Source organism: Staphylococcus sp. MSU001 (genome assembly GCF_052976705.1).
In genome coordinates, this window is the sequence record NZ_JBRIKK010000009.1 from 33551 (window position 1) to 54196 (window position 20646).

The 20646-nt window shown below is 33.2% G+C and carries 15 protein-coding genes; all 15 read left to right on the plus strand.

Annotated elements, in window-relative coordinates:
- Positions 1–2: 2 nt before the first annotated feature.
- The 15 genes from ACVBFA_RS05710 to rnjB all read left to right on the plus strand — a co-directional run bounded on the left by ACVBFA_RS05710 (position 3) and on the right by rnjB (position 20624).
- Positions 3–785: a phosphatidate cytidylyltransferase gene (locus tag ACVBFA_RS05710; RefSeq protein WP_001829499.1), complete on the plus strand. Its 783-nt coding sequence runs from the start codon at positions 3–5 to the stop codon at positions 783–785.
- A 232-nt stretch (positions 786–1017) separates the two neighbouring features.
- A complete protein-coding gene (rseP, locus tag ACVBFA_RS05715; protein WP_002457364.1) occupies positions 1018–2304 on the plus strand; it encodes an RIP metalloprotease RseP in 1287 nt (428 codons plus the stop codon).
- Between the two features lie 18 nt (positions 2305–2322).
- On the plus strand, positions 2323–4026 hold the full coding sequence (locus ACVBFA_RS05720; protein WP_126122452.1) for a proline--tRNA ligase: 1704 nt from the start codon (positions 2323–2325) through the stop codon (positions 4024–4026).
- A gap of 249 nt (positions 4027–4275) precedes the next feature.
- Entirely contained in the window at positions 4276–8586 is a 4311-nt protein-coding gene (locus tag ACVBFA_RS05725) for a PolC-type DNA polymerase III (protein WP_126122465.1), read from the plus strand.
- 178 nt (positions 8587–8764) lie between these two features.
- The gene (gene rimP / locus ACVBFA_RS05730) at positions 8765–9232 is read left to right on the plus strand and encodes a ribosome maturation factor RimP (protein ID WP_002489918.1); all 468 of its coding nucleotides are present in this window, start codon (positions 8765–8767) and stop codon (positions 9230–9232) included.
- A gap of 21 nt (positions 9233–9253) precedes the next feature.
- Positions 9254–10477: a transcription termination factor NusA gene (gene nusA, locus ACVBFA_RS05735; RefSeq protein ID WP_002476040.1), complete on the plus strand. Its 1224-nt coding sequence runs from the start codon at positions 9254–9256 to the stop codon at positions 10475–10477.
- Positions 10478–10494: 17 nt separating this feature from the next.
- Complete coding sequence (rnpM, locus tag ACVBFA_RS05740; RefSeq protein ID WP_001829465.1) at positions 10495–10779, plus strand: RNase P modulator RnpM; 285 nt, start codon at positions 10495–10497, stop codon at positions 10777–10779.
- A complete protein-coding gene (locus ACVBFA_RS05745; RefSeq protein WP_002476037.1) occupies positions 10779–11096 on the plus strand; it encodes a YlxQ family RNA-binding protein in 318 nt (105 codons plus the stop codon). Before rnpM ends, ACVBFA_RS05745 begins: the two co-directional genes overlap by 1 nt.
- Before the next feature lie 4 nt (positions 11097–11100).
- Positions 11101–13263, plus strand: coding sequence for a translation initiation factor IF-2 (infB, locus tag ACVBFA_RS05750; RefSeq protein ID WP_002499691.1), 2163 nt, complete (start codon positions 11101–11103; stop codon positions 13261–13263).
- A gap of 300 nt (positions 13264–13563) precedes the next feature.
- Complete coding sequence (gene rbfA, locus ACVBFA_RS05755) at positions 13564–13914, plus strand: 30S ribosome-binding factor RbfA (RefSeq protein ID WP_002457359.1); 351 nt, start codon at positions 13564–13566, stop codon at positions 13912–13914.
- A gap of 137 nt (positions 13915–14051) precedes the next feature.
- Positions 14052–14969, plus strand: coding sequence for a tRNA pseudouridine(55) synthase TruB (gene truB, locus ACVBFA_RS05760; protein ID WP_126122451.1), 918 nt, complete (start codon positions 14052–14054; stop codon positions 14967–14969).
- A 15-nt stretch (positions 14970–14984) separates the two neighbouring features.
- Positions 14985–15956: a bifunctional riboflavin kinase/FAD synthetase gene (locus ACVBFA_RS05765; RefSeq protein ID WP_002476021.1), complete on the plus strand. Its 972-nt coding sequence runs from the start codon at positions 14985–14987 to the stop codon at positions 15954–15956.
- A gap of 118 nt (positions 15957–16074) precedes the next feature.
- Positions 16075–16344: a 30S ribosomal protein S15 gene (gene rpsO, locus ACVBFA_RS05770; protein ID WP_002476036.1), complete on the plus strand. Its 270-nt coding sequence runs from the start codon at positions 16075–16077 to the stop codon at positions 16342–16344.
- A 131-nt stretch (positions 16345–16475) separates the two neighbouring features.
- Positions 16476–18581, plus strand: a complete 2106-nt coding sequence (gene pnp / locus ACVBFA_RS05775) for a polyribonucleotide nucleotidyltransferase (protein ID WP_126122450.1) — start codon at positions 16476–16478, stop codon at positions 18579–18581.
- 369 nt (positions 18582–18950) lie between these two features.
- The gene (gene rnjB / locus ACVBFA_RS05780; protein ID WP_126122449.1) at positions 18951–20624 is read left to right on the plus strand and encodes a ribonuclease J2; all 1674 of its coding nucleotides are present in this window, start codon (positions 18951–18953) and stop codon (positions 20622–20624) included.
- Positions 20625–20646: the final 22 nt, after the last annotated feature.

Sequence of the window (20646 nt, forward strand, 5' to 3'; positions counted from 1 at the left end):
AAATGAAAGTAAGAACATTAACCGCGATTATAGCTTTATTAATATTCTTGCCTATCTTGCTCAAGGGTGGCTTAATATTAATGCTTTTCGCATTTTTACTAGCTTTGATAGCCTTAAAAGAATTACTTAATATGAATATGATTAAATTTTTATCTATACCTGGTCTGATTAGTGCTTTAGCCCTAATTATTATCATGTTACCTCAAGATGCAGGTGAATGGGTTCAAGTTATCCAACTTAAAGGTTTAATTGCTATGAGTTTCATAGTTTTAAGTTATACAGTGCTATCTAAAAACAGATTTAGTTTTATGGATGCTGCATTTTGTTTGATGTCTGTAGCTTATGTAGGAATTGGTTTCATGTATTTTTATGAGACACGTTCTGAGGGCTTGAGATATATTTTATTTGCATTTTTAATCGTTTGGCTAACAGATACGGGTGCTTATATTTTTGGTCGCCTTATGGGTAAACATAAGTTATGGCCAGTTATTAGCCCTAATAAAACAATTGAAGGTTTCTTTGGTGGTATTTTATGTAGCATTTTAGTACCATTAGTGATGCAAATGTTTGTAGATTTACATATGAATATTTGGCTTTTATTATTAGTCACAATTGTGTTAAGTATGTTTGGTCAATTAGGTGATTTAGTAGAATCTGGGTTTAAACGTCATTTTGGTGTTAAAGATTCGGGACGTATACTACCAGGGCATGGCGGTATATTAGATAGATTTGATAGCTTCATGTTTGTATTACCGCTATTAAATATTTTACTGATACAAACTTAAATTTATGAATTGTAAAATGGAATAGATGTTATAATGAAGGAGTTATTGAGATGTTGATGAGTGGTGAATATCTCTTAACTCCTTTTCAGCACTTATTGATAAATTGTTAAGATACAATAACACAAAATAATATGATATTAAGTATTAACATATTATAATATTTAATATTATCTTCGATTTAATTACTTAGATGATTTTTTAATTAAACATAAATTCATTAGAGGTGTAGAACATGAGCATTTTAATTACGATTATTTCATTTATCATCGTATTTGGTGTCCTCGTAACTGTTCACGAATATGGACACATGTTTTTTGCTAAGCGAGCAGGAATTATGTGTCCTGAATTTGCGATTGGTATGGGCCCTAAAATTTTTAGTTTTCGTAAAGATGAAACATTATATACAATTCGTCTATTACCGGTGGGTGGTTATGTAAGAATGGCTGGTGATGGTCTTGAAGAACCACCAGTTCAACCAGGTATGAACGTAAAAATAAAGTTAAATAACCAAGATGAAATCACACATATAATTCTAGATGATCAACATAAATTTCAACAAATTGAAGCTATAGAAGTTAAGAAATGTGATTTTAAAGATGACCTATATATTGAAGGTATTACTTCTTATGATGACGAAAGGCATCACTTCACTATAGCGAAAAAGGCATTTTTTGTCGAAAATGGAAGCCTTGTCCAAATTGCTCCAAGAGATAGACAGTTTGCACATAAGAAACCATTGCCTAAGTTTTTAACATTGTTTGCAGGTCCATTATTTAATTTTATTTTAGCTTTAGTACTATTTATTGGATTAGCATACTACCAAGGTACGCCAACCAATGTCATAGGAGAAGTTGTGAAGAAGTCTCCGGCTGATGAAGCTGGATTGCACAAAGGTGATAAAATAGTTCAGGTAGGTAATCATAAAATTAAAAATTTTGATGATATCAAACATGTTCTTGACCAAAATAGAACGGCTGAAACAACTGTAAAAATTAAAAGGGATGGCCAAACCAAGTCTGTAGATCTCCAACCTAAAAAAGTAGAAAGAAAGATAACTAAAACTAAAACTCAAACAACTTATCAAATTGGTTTTGCTCCTACTACAGAACACAGCGTTTTTAAACCAATAAGCTACGGTATTTATAACTTTTTCGACAAAGGTAAGCTTATTTTTACAGCTGTTGTTGGTATGTTAGCCAGTATATTTACAGGAGAATTTTCATTTGATATGTTAAATGGCCCTGTTGGTATTTATCACAGTGTTGATTCTGTTGTTAAATCTGGAATTATTAATTTAGTAGGATACACCGCTTTATTAAGTGTTAACTTAGGAATAATGAATTTGTTACCTATTCCAGCGCTTGATGGTGGTCGCATATTATTTGTACTATATGAGGCTATTTTTAGAAAACCAGTGAATAAAAAAGCGGAAACAGGAATTATTGCTGTAGGCGCACTTTTTGTGGTTATTATTATGATTTTAGTCACTTGGAATGATATACAACGGTATTTCTTATAAATAGGGAGGAAAAAGAGAATGAAACAATCTAAAGTATTTATACCAACGATGAGAGAAGTCCCTGCAGAGGCGGAAGCATTAAGCCATCGTTTATTATTAAAAGCAGGGTTAATTAAACAGAGTACAAGTGGTATATATAGTTACTTACCACTAGCTACACGTGTCCTAAATAATATATCTAAAATCATACGTGAAGAAATGGAAAGTATAGATGCTGTAGAAATTCTTATGCCAGCTTTACAACAAGCAGAATTATGGGAAGAATCAGGTCGTTGGAGTGCATATGGTCCAGAACTAATGCGTTTAAAAGACAGAAACGGACGTGAATTTGCATTAGGACCGACTCATGAGGAAGTAGTCACTTCTTTAGTTAGAGATGAATTAAAATCATATAAACAGTTACCCCTTACTTTATTTCAAATTCAATCCAAATATAGAGATGAGAAAAGGCCACGCTTTGGATTATTAAGAGGACGCGAATTTCTTATGAAAGATGCATATTCTTTCCATTCAGATGAAGCTTCATTAGATGCAACTTATCAAGATATGTATCAAGCATATAGTCGCATATTCAAACGTGTAGGCATCAATGCAAGACCGGTTGTGGCAGATTCAGGTGCAATAGGGGGAAGTCATACACACGAGTTTATGGCATTGAGTGAAATTGGGGAAGATACAATAGTTTATAGTAATGAGAGTGACTACGCAGCTAATATTGAAAAGGCCGAAGTTGTTTATCATCCTTCTCATAAGCATTCTGAACTTGCAGAATTGACTAAAGTTGAGACGCCAAATGTTAAAACAGCTCAAGAAGTTGCAGGCTATTTAGAGAGACCATTAGATGAAATTGTAAAAACGATGATTTTTAAAATAGATGGCGAATTTATTATGTTACTAGTTCGTGGACATCATGAATTAAATGAAGTGAAATTAAAAGCATATTTCGGCACGGAACATGTTGAAATGGCTACACAGGATGAAATTGTTAATCTTGTAGGTGCCAATCCGGGGTCTATTGGTCCTATTTTTGAAAAAGATATTAAAATTTATGCCGATAATTACTTACAAGATTTAAATAACTTTGTTGTAGGAGCTAATGAAGATCATTATCACTATATAAATGTCAATATTGGTAGAGACTTTGACGTAACAGAATACGGTGACTTTAGATTCATTACACAAGGTGAGATGTTAAGTGATGGCTCGGGAGTAGCACAATTTGCTGAAGGCATTGAAGTAGGACAAGTTTTCAAATTAGGAACAAAATATTCTGAATCAATGAATGCAACTTTTCTAGATAATCAGGGAAAAGCACAACCACTCATTATGGGGTGTTATGGTATTGGAGTATCAAGAACATTAAGTGCAATTGTTGAACAAAACAATGACGAGAATGGAATTATTTGGCCAAAATCAGTAACGCCTTTCGATATCCATCTAATCACTATCAATCCTAAAAAGGAAGATCAACGTACTTTAGGTGATCAACTTTATCAAAAATTAATGGATTCATACGATGTTTTATATGATGACCGAAAAGAACGTGCTGGTGTTAAATTTAATGATTCAGACCTAATAGGGTTACCGGTACGAGTTGTTGTTGGTAAAAGAGCTGAAGAAGGTATTGTTGAGGTAAAACAACGCTTTAACGGTTTAAGCGAAGAAGTGCAAATTGATGAATTAGAGACTTACTTACAAGATTTATTTAAGAATATTAAGTAAGTTGTAATATAATTGTTGATAGTTAAATTGATATTAATAAAGAGCAGGAAAGATGATGAAACATAATCTTAAATCTAACCTGCTCTTCTTTATTGTATTACTTACTATTTGTTTTTCATGAAAATACGTCCAATCAGTAGTATAATATGAAACGAATTTATTAAGTAACTTTATGAACAGTTGTAATATATCCAATGATGTTTAATAGTTTTAAATTTAGTATTAATTAAGGTGGTTATTATTTTGGCAATGACAAATCGAGAAAAGTTTAAAGTGCTTGCCGATCAAATAAAAATATCAAATCAACTAGAACAAGATATTCTTGAACAAGGTGAACTCACGCGTATAGATGTTTCAAATAAAAACAGAACATGGACTTTCCAAATATCACTCCCACATTTTTTATCTCATGAAGATTATCTTCTTTTTACACATGCAATTGAAGAAGAATTTAAAGAAATAGCTACAGTAGCAATTGATTTTTCAATTAAAGATACCAACAATCAAGATGAGTTTGCTTTAAAATATTTCGGACATTGTATTGATCAAACACGATTGTCGCCAAAAGTGAAAGGTCAATTGAAACAAAAAAAACTCATTATGAGTGGAAATGTTTTAAAAGTCTTAGTTTCAAATGACATTGAGAGAAATCATTTTGATAAGGCATGTAATGGTAGTTTGATTAAAGCATTTAGACAGTGTGGCTTTGAAATTGATAAAGTCGTTTTTGAAACAGATACAACAAATCACGATGATGACCTTGCATCTTTAGAAGCACATATTCAACAAGAAGATGAACAAAGTGCAAGAGAAGCAACTGAAAAATTAGAAAAAATGAAAGCAGAAAAAGCGAAACAACAAGATAATAATGAAAGTACAGTGGAAAAATGTCAGATTGGAAAACCAATTCAGATTGAAAATATAAAACCAATTGAATCAATTATTGAAGAAGAATTCAAAGTAGCTATTGAGGGTGTTATATTTGATATTAACCTAAAAGAACTTAAGAGTGGACGTCATATAGTTGAGCTTAAAGTTACTGATTACACAGATTCACTTGTATTAAAAATGTTTACAAGAAAAAATAAAGATGACTTGGAGCACTTTAAGGCACTTAGTGTTGGTAAATGGGTTAGAGCTCAAGGTCGTATTGAAGAAGATACTTTTGTTAGAGATCTTGTCATGATGATGTCAGATATTGAAGAAATTAAAAAGACACCTAAACAAGATAAAGCAGAAAATAAGCGTGTAGAGTTTCATTTACATACGTCTATGAGTCAAATGGATGGTATTCCTAATATTAGTGCATATGTTGAACAAGCAGCTAAATGGGGACACCAAGCCTTAGCAGTAACAGATCACAATGTAGTACAAGCTTTTCCCGATGCACACAATGCTGCCGAAAAGTACGGTATTAAGATGATTTATGGTATGGAAGGTATGCTAGTAGATGATGGTGTACCTATAGCTTATAAACCAACAGACCGTAATTTAAAAGATGCAACATATGTGGTGTTTGACGTGGAGACAACAGGTCTTTCTAATCAATATGACAAAATTATTGAATTAGCTGCAGTAAAAGTGCATAATGGTGAAATTATAGATAAGTTTGAACGTTTTAGTAATCCACATGAAAGATTATCTGAAACCATTATCAATCTTACACATATCACTGATGATATGTTAACTGATGCTCCCGAAATTGAAGAAGTGTTAACAGAATTTAAAGAATGGGTTGGAGATGCGATATTTGTAGCTCATAATGCTTCATTTGATATGGGATTTATTGACACAGGGTATGAAAGGTTAGGCTTTGGACCTTCTACAAACGGTGTCATTGATACACTTGAGCTATCACGTACAATTAATACCGAATATGGGAAACATGGTTTAAATTTCCTTGCCAAAAAATATGGTGTCGAATTAACGCAACACCATAGAGCGATTTATGATACAGAAGCAACAGCTTATATTTTTATAAAAATGGTTCAACAAATGAAAGAACTAGGTGTGAACAACCATCTAGAAATTAATAAAAAATTAACTAATGAAGATGCATATAAAAGAGCTCGTCCATCCCACGTTACACTCATTGTTCAAAATCAAGAAGGTCTTAAAAATTTATTTAAAATAGTCAGTGCTTCATTAGTTAAGTATTATTACCGTACGCCAAGAATTCCACGTTCTCTTTTAAATGAGTATCGAGAAGGACTCTTAATTGGCACAGCGTGTGATGAGGGTGAATTATTCACAGCAGTAATGCAGAAGGATCAGTCGGAAGTAGAAAAAATAGCAAAGTTCTATGATTTTATAGAAGTTCAACCGCCGGCACTTTATCAAGATTTAATGGATAGAGAATTAATACGAGATAATGAAACGTTAACACAAATTTACAAGCGATTAATAGAGGCTGGTAAAAGCGCTAATATCCCAGTGATTGCTACTGGTAACGCACATTATCTATATGAGCATGATGCTATAGCCAGAAAAATTTTAATTGCATCCCAACCAGGGAATCCATTAAATCGTTCAACATTACCAGAAGCTCACTTTAGAACCACTGATGAAATGTTAGATGATTTTCACTTCTTAGGTGAAGAAAAAGCATATGAAATCGTTGTAACAAATACAAATGAGCTCGCTAATAAAATTGAAAAAGTGGTACCTATAAAAGATAAACTATTTACGCCAAGAATGGATGGGGCTAATGAAGAAATTCGTGAGTTGAGTTATTCTAATGCGAAAAAACTATATGGTGAAGATCTACCACAAATTGTTATAGACCGCCTTGAAAAAGAATTAGATAGTATTATTGGTAATGGCTTTTCTGTTATTTATCTCATATCTCAACGTTTGGTGAAAAAATCGCTAGATGATGGTTATTTAGTTGGATCGCGTGGTTCGGTAGGTTCTAGTTTCGTAGCAACAATGACCGAAATTACAGAAGTTAATCCGCTTCCACCACATTACATTTGTTCACATTGTAAGACAAGTGAGTTCTTTGATGATGGTTCGGTTGGATCTGGATTCGATTTACCAGATAAAAAATGTCCCACTTGTGGTAATGAATTAATTAAAGAAGGGCAAGATATCCCCTTTGAGACATTCCTTGGATTTAAAGGAGATAAAGTTCCAGATATTGACTTGAACTTTAGTGGTGAATACCAACCTAACGCGCATAATTACACAAAAGTATTGTTTGGTGAAGATAAAGTATTTCGTGCTGGAACAATAGGTACTGTTGCTGAAAAAACAGCTTTTGGTTTCGTTAAAGGTTACTTAAATGATCAAGGTATTCACAAACGTGGTGCTGAAATTGATCGGTTGGTTAAAGGTTGTACAGGGGTTAAACGTACGACTGGTCAACATCCTGGGGGAATTATTGTTGTACCGGATTACATGGATATTTATGATTTTACTCCAATTCAATTTCCAGCAGACGACCAAAGTGCAGCGTGGATGACAACCCATTTCGACTTCCATTCAATACACGATAATGTCTTAAAATTAGATATATTAGGACATGATGATCCAACGATGATTCGTATGTTACAAGACTTATCAGGAATTGACCCGAAAACTATACCAGTAGATGATAAAGAAACAATGCAAATATTTAGTGGCCCTGAGAGTTTAGGTGTTACAGAAGAAGAAATATTATGTAAGACAGGTACATTTGGTGTGCCAGAATTTGGTACTGGATTTGTACGTCAAATGCTTGAAGATACTAAGCCAACGACATTCTCAGAATTAGTTCAAATTTCAGGTTTATCTCACGGAACGGACGTTTGGTTAGGTAATGCTCAAGAGTTAATTCGTCAAGGGATATGTGATTTATCTAGTGTGATAGGCTGTCGTGATGATATCATGGTATATCTAATGTATGCTGGACTTGAACCGTCAATGGCTTTTAAAACGATGGAATTTGTACGTAAAGGTCGCGGTTTAACAGATGAAATGGTTGAAGCGATGAAGGAGAATAACGTACCAGATTGGTATTTAGATTCTTGTCGTAAAATTAAATATATGTTCCCTAAAGCTCATGCTGCAGCTTATGTACTAATGGCTGTAAGAATTGCATACTTTAAAGTACATCATCCACTATATTATTATGCAGCATATTTTACTATAAGAGCTTCCGATTTTGATCTTATAACGATGATTAAAGATAAAACGAGTATTCGTAATACAGTTAAAGATATGTATTCACGATATATGGATTTAGGAAAAAAAGAGAAAGATGTATTAACTGTATTAGAAATAATGAATGAAATGGCGCATCGAGGTTTTCGATTGCAACCGATTAGTTTAGAAAAAAGTCAGGCTTTTGACTTCATTATTGAAGGGGATACATTGATTCCTCCATTCATTTCAGTGCCAGGACTTGGAGAAAACGTTGCGCAAAGAATTGTTGAAGCGAGAGAAGAGGGACCATTTTTATCAAAAGAAGATTTAAATAAAAAAGCCGGCTTATCTCAAAAGGTTATTGACTATTTAGACGAATTAGGCTCATTGCCAGATTTACCTGACAAGGCACAATTGTCGATATTTGATATGTAAGCATTTCTTATTAATAAATTGATATCATATACGTTCAATCATCTTTATTAGTAAACCTATATCAGTTTGTTTACTTATTAGACTTGTGATATACTAAATATGCGTAAAAAATGATTAACTCAGGCAGAAGAGTGGGCATAAACCCGCTCTTTTCTATTTGCCAAAAAAGGAGGCCTGTATGAGTAAAATTACTGAACAAGTTGAACCATTGATTCAACCAGTTTTAAATGATTTGGACTTTGAATTAGTAGACATTGAGTATGTTAAAGAAGGTAAAGACCATTTTTTAAGGATTTCTATTGATAAAGAAGGTGGCGTAGATCTTAATGATTGCACTTTAGCTTCAGAAAAAATTAGTGAAGTTATGGATGAAAATGATCCAATACCTGAAATGTATTATCTTGATGTTGCATCGCCAGGGGCAGAAAGACCAATAAAAAAAGAAAAAGATTTTTATAATGCTATCAATCAGCCCATTTTTGTATCTCTTTATGCACCAATTGAAGGAGATAAAGAATGGTTAGGTATTTTAAAATCTGTAAATGATGAATCAATTAATATGGAAGTTAAAGAAAAGGCAAAAACAAAAGAAATTGAAATTCCAAGGAATAAAATCGCAAAAGCACGTCACGCTGTAATGATTTAACGTGATGAGGAGGAAAAAAACGTGTCAAGTAATGAATTATTATTAGCTACTGAATATTTAGAAAAGGAAAAGAAAATTCCTAGAGAAGTTTTAATTGATGCAATTGAAGCAGCTTTAATTACTGCGTACAAGAAAAACTATGATAGTGCTAGAAATGTAAGAGTTGAATTAAATATGGACGAAGGTTCATTTAGAGTGATTGCACGTAAAGAAGTCGTTGAAGAAGTGTTTGATGATAGAGATGAAGTTGATTTAAGTACTGCTTTAGTCAAAAATCCTGCCTATGAAGTAGGAGATATTTATGAACAAGATGTTACACCGAAGGACTTCGGACGTGTAGGAGCTCAAGCAGCTAAGCAAGCTGTGATGCAACGACTTAGAGACGCAGAAAGAGAAATTCTATATGATGAATTTATCGATAAAGAAGAAGATATTCTAACAGGTGTGATTGACCGTGTAGACCATCGCTATGTATATGTGAATTTAGGAAGAATTGAAGCTGTGCTGTCAGAAGCTGAAAGAAGTCCTAATGAGAAATATATTCCTAATGAACGTATCAAGGTATATGTAAATAAAGTTGAACAGACTACAAAAGGTCCACAAATTTATGTATCAAGAAGTCATCCTGGATTATTAAAACGTTTATTCGAACAAGAAGTTCCAGAAATTTATGATGGTACTGTTATTGTTAAATCAGTAGCGCGTGAAGCTGGAGATCGTTCTAAAATTAGCGTGTATTCTGATAATCCTGATATAGATGCTGTTGGAGCATGTGTAGGTTCTAAAGGAGCACGAGTAGAAGCGGTTGTTGAAGAACTTGGTGGCGAAAAAATAGATATCGTCCAATGGGATGAAGATCCGAAAGTATTTGTTCGTAATGCTTTAAGTCCATCACAAGTTTTAGAAGTAATTGTTGATGAAGAGAATCAATCAACTGTAGTGGTAGTTCCTGATTACCAATTATCCTTAGCTATAGGTAAACGAGGACAAAACGCACGTTTAGCTGCTAAATTAACAAGTTGGAAGATAGATATTAAATCAGAATCTGATGCCCGAGAAGCTGGAATTTATCCTGTTATTGAAACAGAAGAAGTTGCAGATGAAATTGTTAATTCAGGTGACGAAGATGTTGAGTTTGATAATGTTAACTTAGAAGAGACAAACTTAACTAGTACAGAATTAACTGCTGAAACTGATGAAGAAAAAACAGCTAAAACAGAAGAAGATAATGACACAGAATCATAGGTTGGAGTGATAAATTAATGAGAAAGAAAAAAATTCCAATGAGAAAATGTATTATATCTAATGAAATGCGTCCCAAAAAAGATATGATTCGAGTGGTTATTAACAAAGAAGGCGAAATCTTTGCAGATGCGACAGGAAAAAAACAAGGGCGCGGTGCATATGTGTCTAAAGATGTAGCTTTAGTTGAAAAGGCTCAACAAAGAGAAGTTTTAGAAAAATATTTTAACGCTACTAAAGATACACTTGATCCTGTTTATAAAGAAATAATAAGACTGATTTATAGAGAAGAGATTCCAAAATAATGACTAAAATGAAAATTTTTAATTTACTTGGTTTAGCTATGAGAGCTGGTAAAATCAAAAGCGGTGAATCGGTCATATTAAACGAGCTTAAAAAGAAGCAAATAAAACTTGTCATATTAGCTAGCGATGCATCTAGTAATACTCTAAAACAGATGAATAATAAATGTAATAGTTATCAAGTGCCATTAAAAGTGTTTGGTACTAGAAATGAATTAGGGTTAGCAATAGGTAAAAGCGATAGAGTTAATATTGGTATAACAGATAATGGTTTTGCAAAAAAATTGTTATCAATGATAGATGAATATGGTAAGGAGTGATTATATGAGTAAAAAAAGAATTTACGAATATGCGAAAGAATTAAATCTAAAGAGTAAAGAGATTATAGATGAGTTAAAAAGTATGAATGTTGAAGTGTCAAATCATATGCAAGCTTTAGAAGAAGAACAAATTAAAGCATTAGATAAAAAATTTAAAACCTCTCAAGTGAAAGACACTAATAAACAAAATACTCAAAATAATCACCAAAAATCTAATAATAAACAAAATTCTAACAATAATGAAAAACAGCAAAATAAGAATAATAGTAAACCAACGAAGAAAAAAGAACAAAACAACAAAGGAAAACAGCAAAATAAAAACAATAAAACTAATAAGAATCAAAAAAATAATAAAAATAAAAAGAATAATAAAAATAATAAACCTCAAAATGAGGTAGCAGAAACAAAAGAAATGCCCTCTAAAATCACTTATCAAGAAGGCATAACTGTTGGTGAGTTAGCTGAAAAACTAAATGTAGAATCAGCTGGTATTATTAAAAAATTGTTCTTATTAGGTATTATGGCTAATATCAACCAATCATTGGATGAAGAAACATTAGAATTAATTGCAGATGACTATGGCGTTGAAATAGAGAAAGAAGTAGTCGTTGATGAAGAAGATTTATCAATTTATTTTGATGATGAGACGGATGATTCCGATGCAATTGAACGTCCAGCAGTTGTTACAATCATGGGTCACGTGGACCATGGTAAAACGACTTTATTAGATTCTATTCGTAATACTAAAGTTACCGAAGGAGAAGCTGGCGGAATCACTCAACATATTGGTGCTTATCAAATTGAAAATTCAGGTAAAAAAATTACGTTCTTAGATACTCCTGGACATGCTGCATTTACGACTATGCGTGCACGTGGTGCTCAAGTTACTGATATTACAATTTTAGTCGTGGCTGCTGATGATGGTGTGATGCCTCAAACAATTGAAGCTATAAATCACGCTAAAGAAGCAGAAGTACCAACGATTGTTGCAGTAAACAAAATTGATAAACCAACTGCTAACCCTGATCGTGTTATGCAAGAACTCACTGAGTATGGATTAATTCCAGAAGACTGGGGCGGTGACACAATCTTTGTACCACTATCTGCATTGAGTGGAGACGGTATTGATGATTTATTAGAAATGATTGGCTTAGTAGCGGAAGTACAAGAACTTAAAGCTAATCCTAACAAACAAGCTGTAGGTACTGTGATTGAGGCTGAATTAGATAAATCACGCGGTCCAGCTGCATCTTTACTTGTTCAAAATGGTACTTTAAACGTTGGAGATGCAATTGTTGTAGGTAATACTTATGGACGTATACGTGCAATGGTTAATGATTTAGGAAAAAGAATCAAATCTGCCGGCCCTTCAACGCCTGTAGAAATTACTGGTATTAACGATGTTCCACTTGCAGGTGATCGTTTTGTTGTATTTGGTGATGAAAAACAAGCACGTCGAATTGGTGAAGCACGTCATGAGGCAAGTGTCATACAGCAACGTCAAGAAAGTAAAAATGTTTCATTAGACAATTTATTTGAGCAAATGAAACAAGGTGAAATGAAAGATTTAAATGTCATCATTAAAGGTGATGTACAAGGTTCAGTTGAAGCATTGGCTGCATCTCTAATGAAAATAGATGTTGAAGGTGTGAATGTACGAATTATTCATACAGCTGTTGGTGCTATCAATGAATCAGATGTTACTTTAGCTAATGCATCAAATGGTATTATTATTGGTTTTAATGTACGCCCAGATGCTGGTGCGAAACGCGCGGCTGAAGCTGAAAATGTAGATATGCGATTACACAGAGTTATTTATAACGTTATTGAAGAGATAGAATCAGCTATGAAAGGTTTACTTGACCCAGAATTTGAAGAGCAAGTCATCGGACAAGCTGAAGTGCGTCAAACATTTAAAGTTTCTAAAGTTGGTACAATTGCTGGTAGTTATGTGACTGAAGGTAAAATCACTCGTAACGCGGGTGTACGCGTAATTAGAGATGGTATCGTGTTATTTGAAGGTGAACTTGACACATTAAAACGTTTCAAAGATGATGCTAAAGAGGTAGCTCAAGGCTATGAATGTGGTATTACAATTGAAAAATATAATGATCTCAAAGAAGGAGACATTATTGAAGCGTTTGAAATGGTAGAAATTCAAAGATAATTTTGAAACTTATGGAGAGGCTATATGCTAAGTTAACTACTTTAAGATATTTCATAAATCTAATATCTTAAAGTAGAGTATGACATACTTTGCTTAACCAACAATCAAAGTGAAGATATAAATTTTGATTTGGAAAAGCATAATGTTGTGCTATCAATACTTTAGTTATGGTCTCTCATTTAATATTATTTTATTGATTCATTGTTGATAATTTAATAAAATGAACATCAAAAGTTAATCATTAACTCTGATATTTCACAGTTATTTGTGAGTAAAGTAAAAATGAAGAGAGGTGAGATGATGAATAATATAAGAGCAGAACGTGTAGGAGAACAAATGAAACAAGAAATCATGGACATTGTTAATAATAAAGTTAAAGATCCTAGAGTTGGTTTTTTAACAATTACTGATGTTGAATTAACAAATGACCTTTCACAAGCAAAAGTATATTTAACAGTGTTAGGGAATGATAAAGAAGTTGATAATACATTTAAAGCTTTGCATAAAGCAACTGGATTTATAAAATCTGAACTTGGTTCTCGAATGCGCCTAAGAATTATACCTGAGTTAACATTCGAATATGATGAATCTATCGAATACGGTAATAAAATAGAACGCATGATTCAAGATTTACACAAAAATGATAAATAATATATTTTATAGTAGGCACAGTCATTCATAAAGCATATTTTTGATATTGCCTACTATTTTTATGTAAAACGCTAATTAAAGAATTAAAATATCGTGTTATAATAATAAACGTTATTAAAAGTTAAAGGTGTGACAATATGTATAATGGCATACTACCGGTATTTAAGGAACGAGGTTTAACAAGTCATGACGTCGTTTTTAAATTACGTAAAATTTTAAAAATGAAAAAAATTGGTCATACAGGAACATTAGATCCTGAAGTAAATGGTGTGTTACCAATTTGTTTAGGTGATGCGACAAAAGTCAGTAATTATATCATGGAAATGGGAAAAACTTATCACGCTACGGTAACGTTAGGAATGAGTACGACTACTGAAGACCAAACCGGAGATATTTTAGAAACTAGAGCTATTGATAAGAATGATATCAATGAAGATACGATTGACCAAGTGTTGCAGCAATTTGAGGGGCATATTCAGCAAATTCCGCCTATGTATTCTTCAGTTAAAGTAAATGGAAGAAAATTATATGAATATGCGAGAAATAATGAAACTGTCGAACGCCCTAAACGGCAAGTATTTATTAAAGATATACATAGAATATCTGAAGTTACTTTTCAGGAGCAGACATGTCATTTTGAAGTTGAAGTAACATGTGGTAAAGGAACTTATATTAGAACTTTAGCTACAGATATTGGACTTAAACTTGGTTTTCCAGCTCATATGTCACGTCTAACTAGAATAGCTTCAGGCGGTTTTCAATTAGAAAGTAGTTTAACTATTGATCAAATTAAAGAATTACATGAGCATGATTCATTACATAACGAATTGTTTCCTATAGAATATGGCTTGAAAGGTTTGAAATCATTCCAAGTGAAAGATTCAAATTTTAAAAAGAAAATCTGTAATGGTCAAAAATTTCATAAAAAAGTGTTAAGTCAAGATGTTAAAGAACCTTTTATATTTGTCGATAATAGTACTCAAAAAGTTTTAGCAATATATATAGTTCATCCAGACAAACCTTATGAAATAAAACCTAAAAAAGTTTTTAATTAAAGGAGAAATAATATTATGAAAGTGATAGAAGTTACTCATCCCATACAAAGTAATCAATTCATAACTGAAAATGTTGCTATGGCTTTTGGTTTCTTCGATGGTATGCATAGAGGTCACGATAAGGTGTTTCAAGTGCTTGATGAAAAGGCAAAAGAGCATCAACTTAAAAAGGCTGTTATGACGTTTGATCCACACCCCTCAGTCGTATTAAACCCTGAGCGTAAACGTACAACCTACCTAACACCACTTTCAGATAAGTTAGAAATGATAGCAGAACACGGTATAGACTATTGTATCGTTATCAATTTTTCATCAAGATTTGCTAGTGTGACATCTGACGATTTCATAAGAAATTATATTATTAATAATCATGTTAAAGAAGTGATTGCAGGGTTTGATTTTACCTTTGGTAAATTTGGAAAAGGAAATATGACGGTACTTCAGGAATCTAAAGCTTTTAATACGACTATTGTAGGAAAACAAGAGATGGATTCTGAAAAAATTTCTACAACTGCAATACGCCAAGCGCTTACAGATGGTCATTTACAGAAAGCAAATGACGAATTGGGGTATATATATAGGATTAAAGGAACTGTAGTACAAGGTGAAAAACGTGGAAGAACAATTGGTTTTCCAACAGCTAATGTGCAACCCAGTGACGATTATGTACTACCAAAAAAAGGTGTTTACGCGGTGAGTATGGAAATTGGTCCTGAGAGTAAATTACATCGTGGTGTAGCTAACGTTGGTGTTAAACCTACATTCCACGATCCAGCTAGGGCTGAGTTAGTTATTGAAGTGAATATATTTGATTTTAATGAAAATATTTACGGTGAACGTGTGACTGTTTATTGGCATCACTTTTTAAGACCAGAAGTTAAATTTGATGGTATCGATCCATTAGTTAAACAAATGAATGAAGATAAAGCGAAGGCTAAACATTTATTATCTATTGATTTCGATGATGATATATCATATAATATATAAAGTTGACAGAGATACAAGATTATTCTTATTCTCTAGATATACCTTTTTCTTAGTAGGTCGATTCTCCGACGCCTCACTCAGATTAAGGAGTTAAATATAATTAAGGAGGAAATTGATAATGGCAATTTCACAACAACGTAAAGATGAATTAATTAAGGAATATCGTGTGCACGAAACTGATACTGGTTCACCAGAAGTTCAAATCGCTGTATTAACTGCAGAAATTTCTGCATTAAATGAGCATTTACGTGAACACAAGAAAGACCACCATTCACGTCGTGGTTTATTGAAAATGGTAGGTCGTCGTCGTCACTTATTAAACTACTTACGTAGTAAAGATATTCAACGTTACCGTGAATTAATTAAATCATTAGGTATTCGTCGTTAATCTTAATATAGAACTAGGAAAGCACCATGGATGGTACTTTCCTTTTTTTATTATGATACATAATAAAAAATATAAAATCAGTTAAATAAATGATATGATATAAATATTAGAATTAAGAGAGGAGATTCATAATGTCTCAAGAGAAGAAAGTTTTTAAAACTGAATGGGCTGGGCGTTCTTTAACTATTGAGACAGGACAATTAGCAAAGCAAGCTAATGGTGCTGTTTTAGTGCGTTATGGAGATACAGTTGTCCTATCAACTGCAACTGCTTCTAAAGAACCTAGAGATGGCGATTTTTTCCCATTAACTGTAAATTACGAAGAAAAAATGTATGCTGCTGGTAAAATTCCAGGAGGATTCAAAAAAAGAGAAGGTCGCCCTGGTGATGAAGCAACGTTAACAGCTCGTCTCATTGATAGACCTATTCGTCCACTGTTTCCCAAAGGATATAGACATGACGTACAAATCATGAATATTGTCTTAAGTGCTGATCCAGATTGCTCACCAGAAATGGCTGCAATGATTGGTTCTTCGATGGCGTTAAGTGTTTCAGATATTCCATTCCAAGGTCCCATAGCAGGTGTCAATATAGGTTATATCGATGGCAAATATGTCATTAATCCTTCCGTCGCCGATAAAGAAATTTCTAGATTAGATTTAGAAGTTGCTGGGCATAAAGATGCGGTAAACATGGTTGAAGCAGGTGCAAGTGAAATTACTGAGAGTGAGATGCTTGAGGCTATTTTCTTCGGACACGAGGAAATCAAACGACTTGTTACATTCCAACAAGAAATCATAGATCACATTCAACCAATCAAACAAGAATTTGTACCGGTGGAAAGAGACGAAGATTTAGTTGAAAAAGTAAAACGTCTAACTGAAGATAAAGGACTTAAGGAGACGGTTTTAACTTTCGATAAGCAACAACGAGATGAAAACTTAGATGCTCTGAAAGAAGAAGTTGTTGGTCATTTTCTAGATGAAGAAGATCCAGAAAATGAAACGCTTGTTAAAGAAGTTTATGCAATTCTAAATGACTTAATTAAAGAAGAAGTAAGACGTCTAATTGCTGATGAAAAAATACGACCTGATGGACGTAAAGTAGATGAAATAAGACCTCTTGAATCAGAAGTTGGTTTGTTGCCAAGAGCACATGGGTCAGGTTTATTTACTCGTGGTCAGACACAAGCACTTTCAGTTTTAACTTTAGGCGCACTTGGAGATTATCAATTAATTGATGGTTTAGGACCTGAGGTAGAGAAACGATTTATGCATCATTATAACTTTCCTAATTTCTCTGTAGGAGAAACTGGCCCTGTACGTGCACCTGGTAGACGTGAGATTGGCCATGGTGCGCTTGGTGAAAGAGCATTACGATACATTATACCTGATACTCAAGATTTCCCTTACACAATTCGTATTGTAAGTGAAGTACTAGAGTCTAACGGTTCATCATCTCAAGCATCGATTTGTGGTTCAACATTAGCATTAATGGATGCTGGTGTACCAATTAAAGCGCCAGTCGCAGGGATTGCAATGGGACTAGTAACGCGTGACGATAGCTATACAATTTTAACTGATATTCAAGGTATGGAAGATGCATTAGGTGATATGGACTTCAAAGTAGCAGGTACTAAAGACGGTATTACTGCGATTCAAATGGATATTAAAATTGATGGTTTAACTCGAGAAGTTATCGAAGAAGCACTAGAACAAGCGCGTCAAGGACGATTAGCTATTATGGATCATATGCTTCACACGATTGAGCAACCACGCGAAGAATTAAGTGCTTATGCACCAAAAGTGGTACCTATGAGTATTAAACCAGATAAAATTCGAGACGTGATTGGACCAGGTGGTAAGAAAATCAATGAAATCATTGACGAAACTGGAGTTAAATTAGATATTGAACAAGATGGTACAATCTTTATAGGGGCTGTAGATCAAGCGATGATTAATCGTGCAAAAGAAATTATCGAAGATATTACACGCGAAGCGGAAGTTGGACAAGTATATCATGCTAAAGTAAAACGTATTGAAAAGTATGGTGCTTTCGTTGAATTGTTCCCTGGTAAAGACGCATTATTACACATTTCTCAAATTTCACAAGAAAGAATTAATAAAGTAGAAGATGTTCTTAAAATTGGAGATACAATTGAAGTAAAAATTACTGAAATCGATAAACAAGGTCGAGTTAATGCGTCACATAAAGTATTAGAACAATCTAAAAATTAAAATGTATTAATATATGAACCTAATGTATGTGTTCTGTAAAAAACTGCCGACAAAGCTAAATGCTTTGCGAGCAGTTTTTTTATTATTAATATGACTATTCAGTGGGATAAATGTATTTTGTTAGTAATGTTATAGGGTGACTTAAAAACTTACATTCAATTAATATCATTTAATAAGTAAAAGTAATATTTAGTATGTAAATGCGACAATTGTTTTATTAAATATGATAAAAACATTAATTTTAAAAAATATACTCTCAATAATCAAATGGTATAACAGTGCAATAATAGTGTACATCAAGGTCGTTTTAACTTATAATAAATAGTGAGTTTGTATATGGACGGGTCACTATTTATAGGAGGTAACATTTTGAGTTTAATAAAGAAAAAAAATAAAGATATTCGTATTATTCCACTCGGTGGAGTTGGCGAAATCGCTAAAAATATGTACATCGTTGAAGTAGACGATGAAATGTTTATGTTGGATGCAGGATTAATGTTCCCAGAAGATGAAATGCTTGGGGTAGATATCGTTATTCCTGACATTCAATATGTCATTGAAAACAAAGAAAGATTAAAAGGGATATTTCTTACACACGGTCATGAACATGCTATAGGCGCAGTAAGCTATGTGTTAGAACAAATCGACGCACCAGTTTATGGTTCTAAATTGACAATTGCACTTGTTAAAGAAGCAATGAAGGCCCGAAATATTAAAAAGAAAGTACGTTACTATACTGTAAACCATGATTCAATTATGAGATTTAAAAATGTTAACGTTAGTTTCTTTAATACAACACATAGCATTCCCGATAGCTTAGGCGTATGTATTCATACTTCTTATGGTTCTATAGTTTATACTGGAGAGTTTAAGTTTGATCAAAGTTTGCATGGACATTATGCTCCAGATTTGAAACGCATGGCTGAAATTGGTGATGAAGGTGTGTTCGCATTAATCAGTGATTCAACAGAAGCTGAAAAGCCAGGATATAACACGCCTGAAAATATTATTGAACATCACATGTATGATGCTTTTGCCAAGGTTAAAGGTAGACTTATTGTATCATGCTATGCTTCAAACTTCGTTCGTATTCAACAAGTGCTTAACATTGCAAGTCAACTTAATCGTAAAGTGTCATTTTTAGGTCGTTCACTTGAAAGTTCGTTTAACATAGCACGTAAATTGGGATACTTTGATATACCAAAAGATTTATTAATACCTATTAATGAAGTGGAAAATTACCCTAAAAATGAAGTGATTATTATTGCTACAGGTATGCAAGGTGAACCAGTAGAAGCATTAAGTCAAATGGCTCGCAAGAAGCATAAAATTATGAACATAGAAGAAGGGGATTCAATATTCCTAGCAATTACTGCTTCAGCTAATATGGAAGTTATTATTGCAGATACATTAAATGAGTTAGTGCGTGCTGGAGCACATATAATTCCAAACAACAAGAAAATTCATGCGTCAAGTCATGGTTGTATGGAAGAATTGAAAATGATGTTAAATATCATGAAACCTGAATATTTTGTACCTGTTCAAGGTGAATTTAAAATGCAGATTGCACATGCCAAATTAGCAGCAGAAACAGGTGTAGCACCTGAGAAAATTTTCTTAGTTGAAAAAGGCGACGTGATTAGTTATAACGGTAAAGATATGATTTTAAATGAAAAAGTTCAATCAGGTAATATACTTATTGATGGGATTGGCGTTGGTGACGTAGGTAATATCGTATTAAGAGATCGACATCTATTAGCCGAAGACGGTATTTTTATTGCGGTTGTGACATTAGACCCTAAAAATCGACGTATTGCTGCAGGACCTGAAATTCAATCAAGAGGCTTCGTCTATGTTAGAGAAAGTGAAGAACTTTTGAAAGAGGCTGAAGAAAAAGTACGTAAAATTGTAGAGGAAGGTCTTCAAGAAAAACGAATAGAATGGTCAGAAATCAAGCAAAATATGAGAGATCAAATCAGTAAGTTACTATTTGAGAGTACAAAACGCCGTCCAATGATTATTCCAGTCATATCGGAAATCTAATCTTAATAGAATAATATTTAAA

Excerpts from the sequence above, each read along its gene's own strand:
- ACVBFA_RS05725 (WP_126122465.1), top strand. The coding sequence starts at position 4,276 with ATGACAAATCGAGAAAAGTTTAAAGTGCTTGCCGATCAAATAAAAATA.
- pnp (WP_126122450.1), top strand. The coding sequence starts at position 16,476 with ATGTCTCAAGAGAAGAAAGTTTTTAAAACTGAATGGGCTGGGCGTTCT.
- rseP (WP_002457364.1), top strand. The coding sequence starts at position 1,018 with ATGAGCATTTTAATTACGATTATTTCATTTATCATCGTATTTGGTGTC.
- infB (WP_002499691.1), top strand. The coding sequence starts at position 11,101 with ATGAGTAAAAAAAGAATTTACGAATATGCGAAAGAATTAAATCTAAAG.
- ACVBFA_RS05765 (WP_002476021.1), top strand. The coding sequence starts at position 14,985 with ATGAAAGTGATAGAAGTTACTCATCCCATACAAAGTAATCAATTCATA.
- rnpM (WP_001829465.1), top strand. The coding sequence starts at position 10,495 with ATGAGAAAGAAAAAAATTCCAATGAGAAAATGTATTATATCTAATGAA.
- ACVBFA_RS05745 (WP_002476037.1), top strand. The coding sequence starts at position 10,779 with ATGACTAAAATGAAAATTTTTAATTTACTTGGTTTAGCTATGAGAGCT.
- ACVBFA_RS05710 (WP_001829499.1), top strand. The coding sequence starts at position 3 with ATGAAAGTAAGAACATTAACCGCGATTATAGCTTTATTAATATTCTTG.
- truB (WP_126122451.1), top strand. The coding sequence starts at position 14,052 with ATGTATAATGGCATACTACCGGTATTTAAGGAACGAGGTTTAACAAGT.
- rimP (WP_002489918.1), top strand. The coding sequence starts at position 8,765 with ATGAGTAAAATTACTGAACAAGTTGAACCATTGATTCAACCAGTTTTA.
- rpsO (WP_002476036.1), top strand. The coding sequence starts at position 16,075 with ATGGCAATTTCACAACAACGTAAAGATGAATTAATTAAGGAATATCGT.
- ACVBFA_RS05720 (WP_126122452.1), top strand. The coding sequence starts at position 2,323 with ATGAAACAATCTAAAGTATTTATACCAACGATGAGAGAAGTCCCTGCA.
- rbfA (WP_002457359.1), top strand. The coding sequence starts at position 13,564 with ATGAATAATATAAGAGCAGAACGTGTAGGAGAACAAATGAAACAAGAA.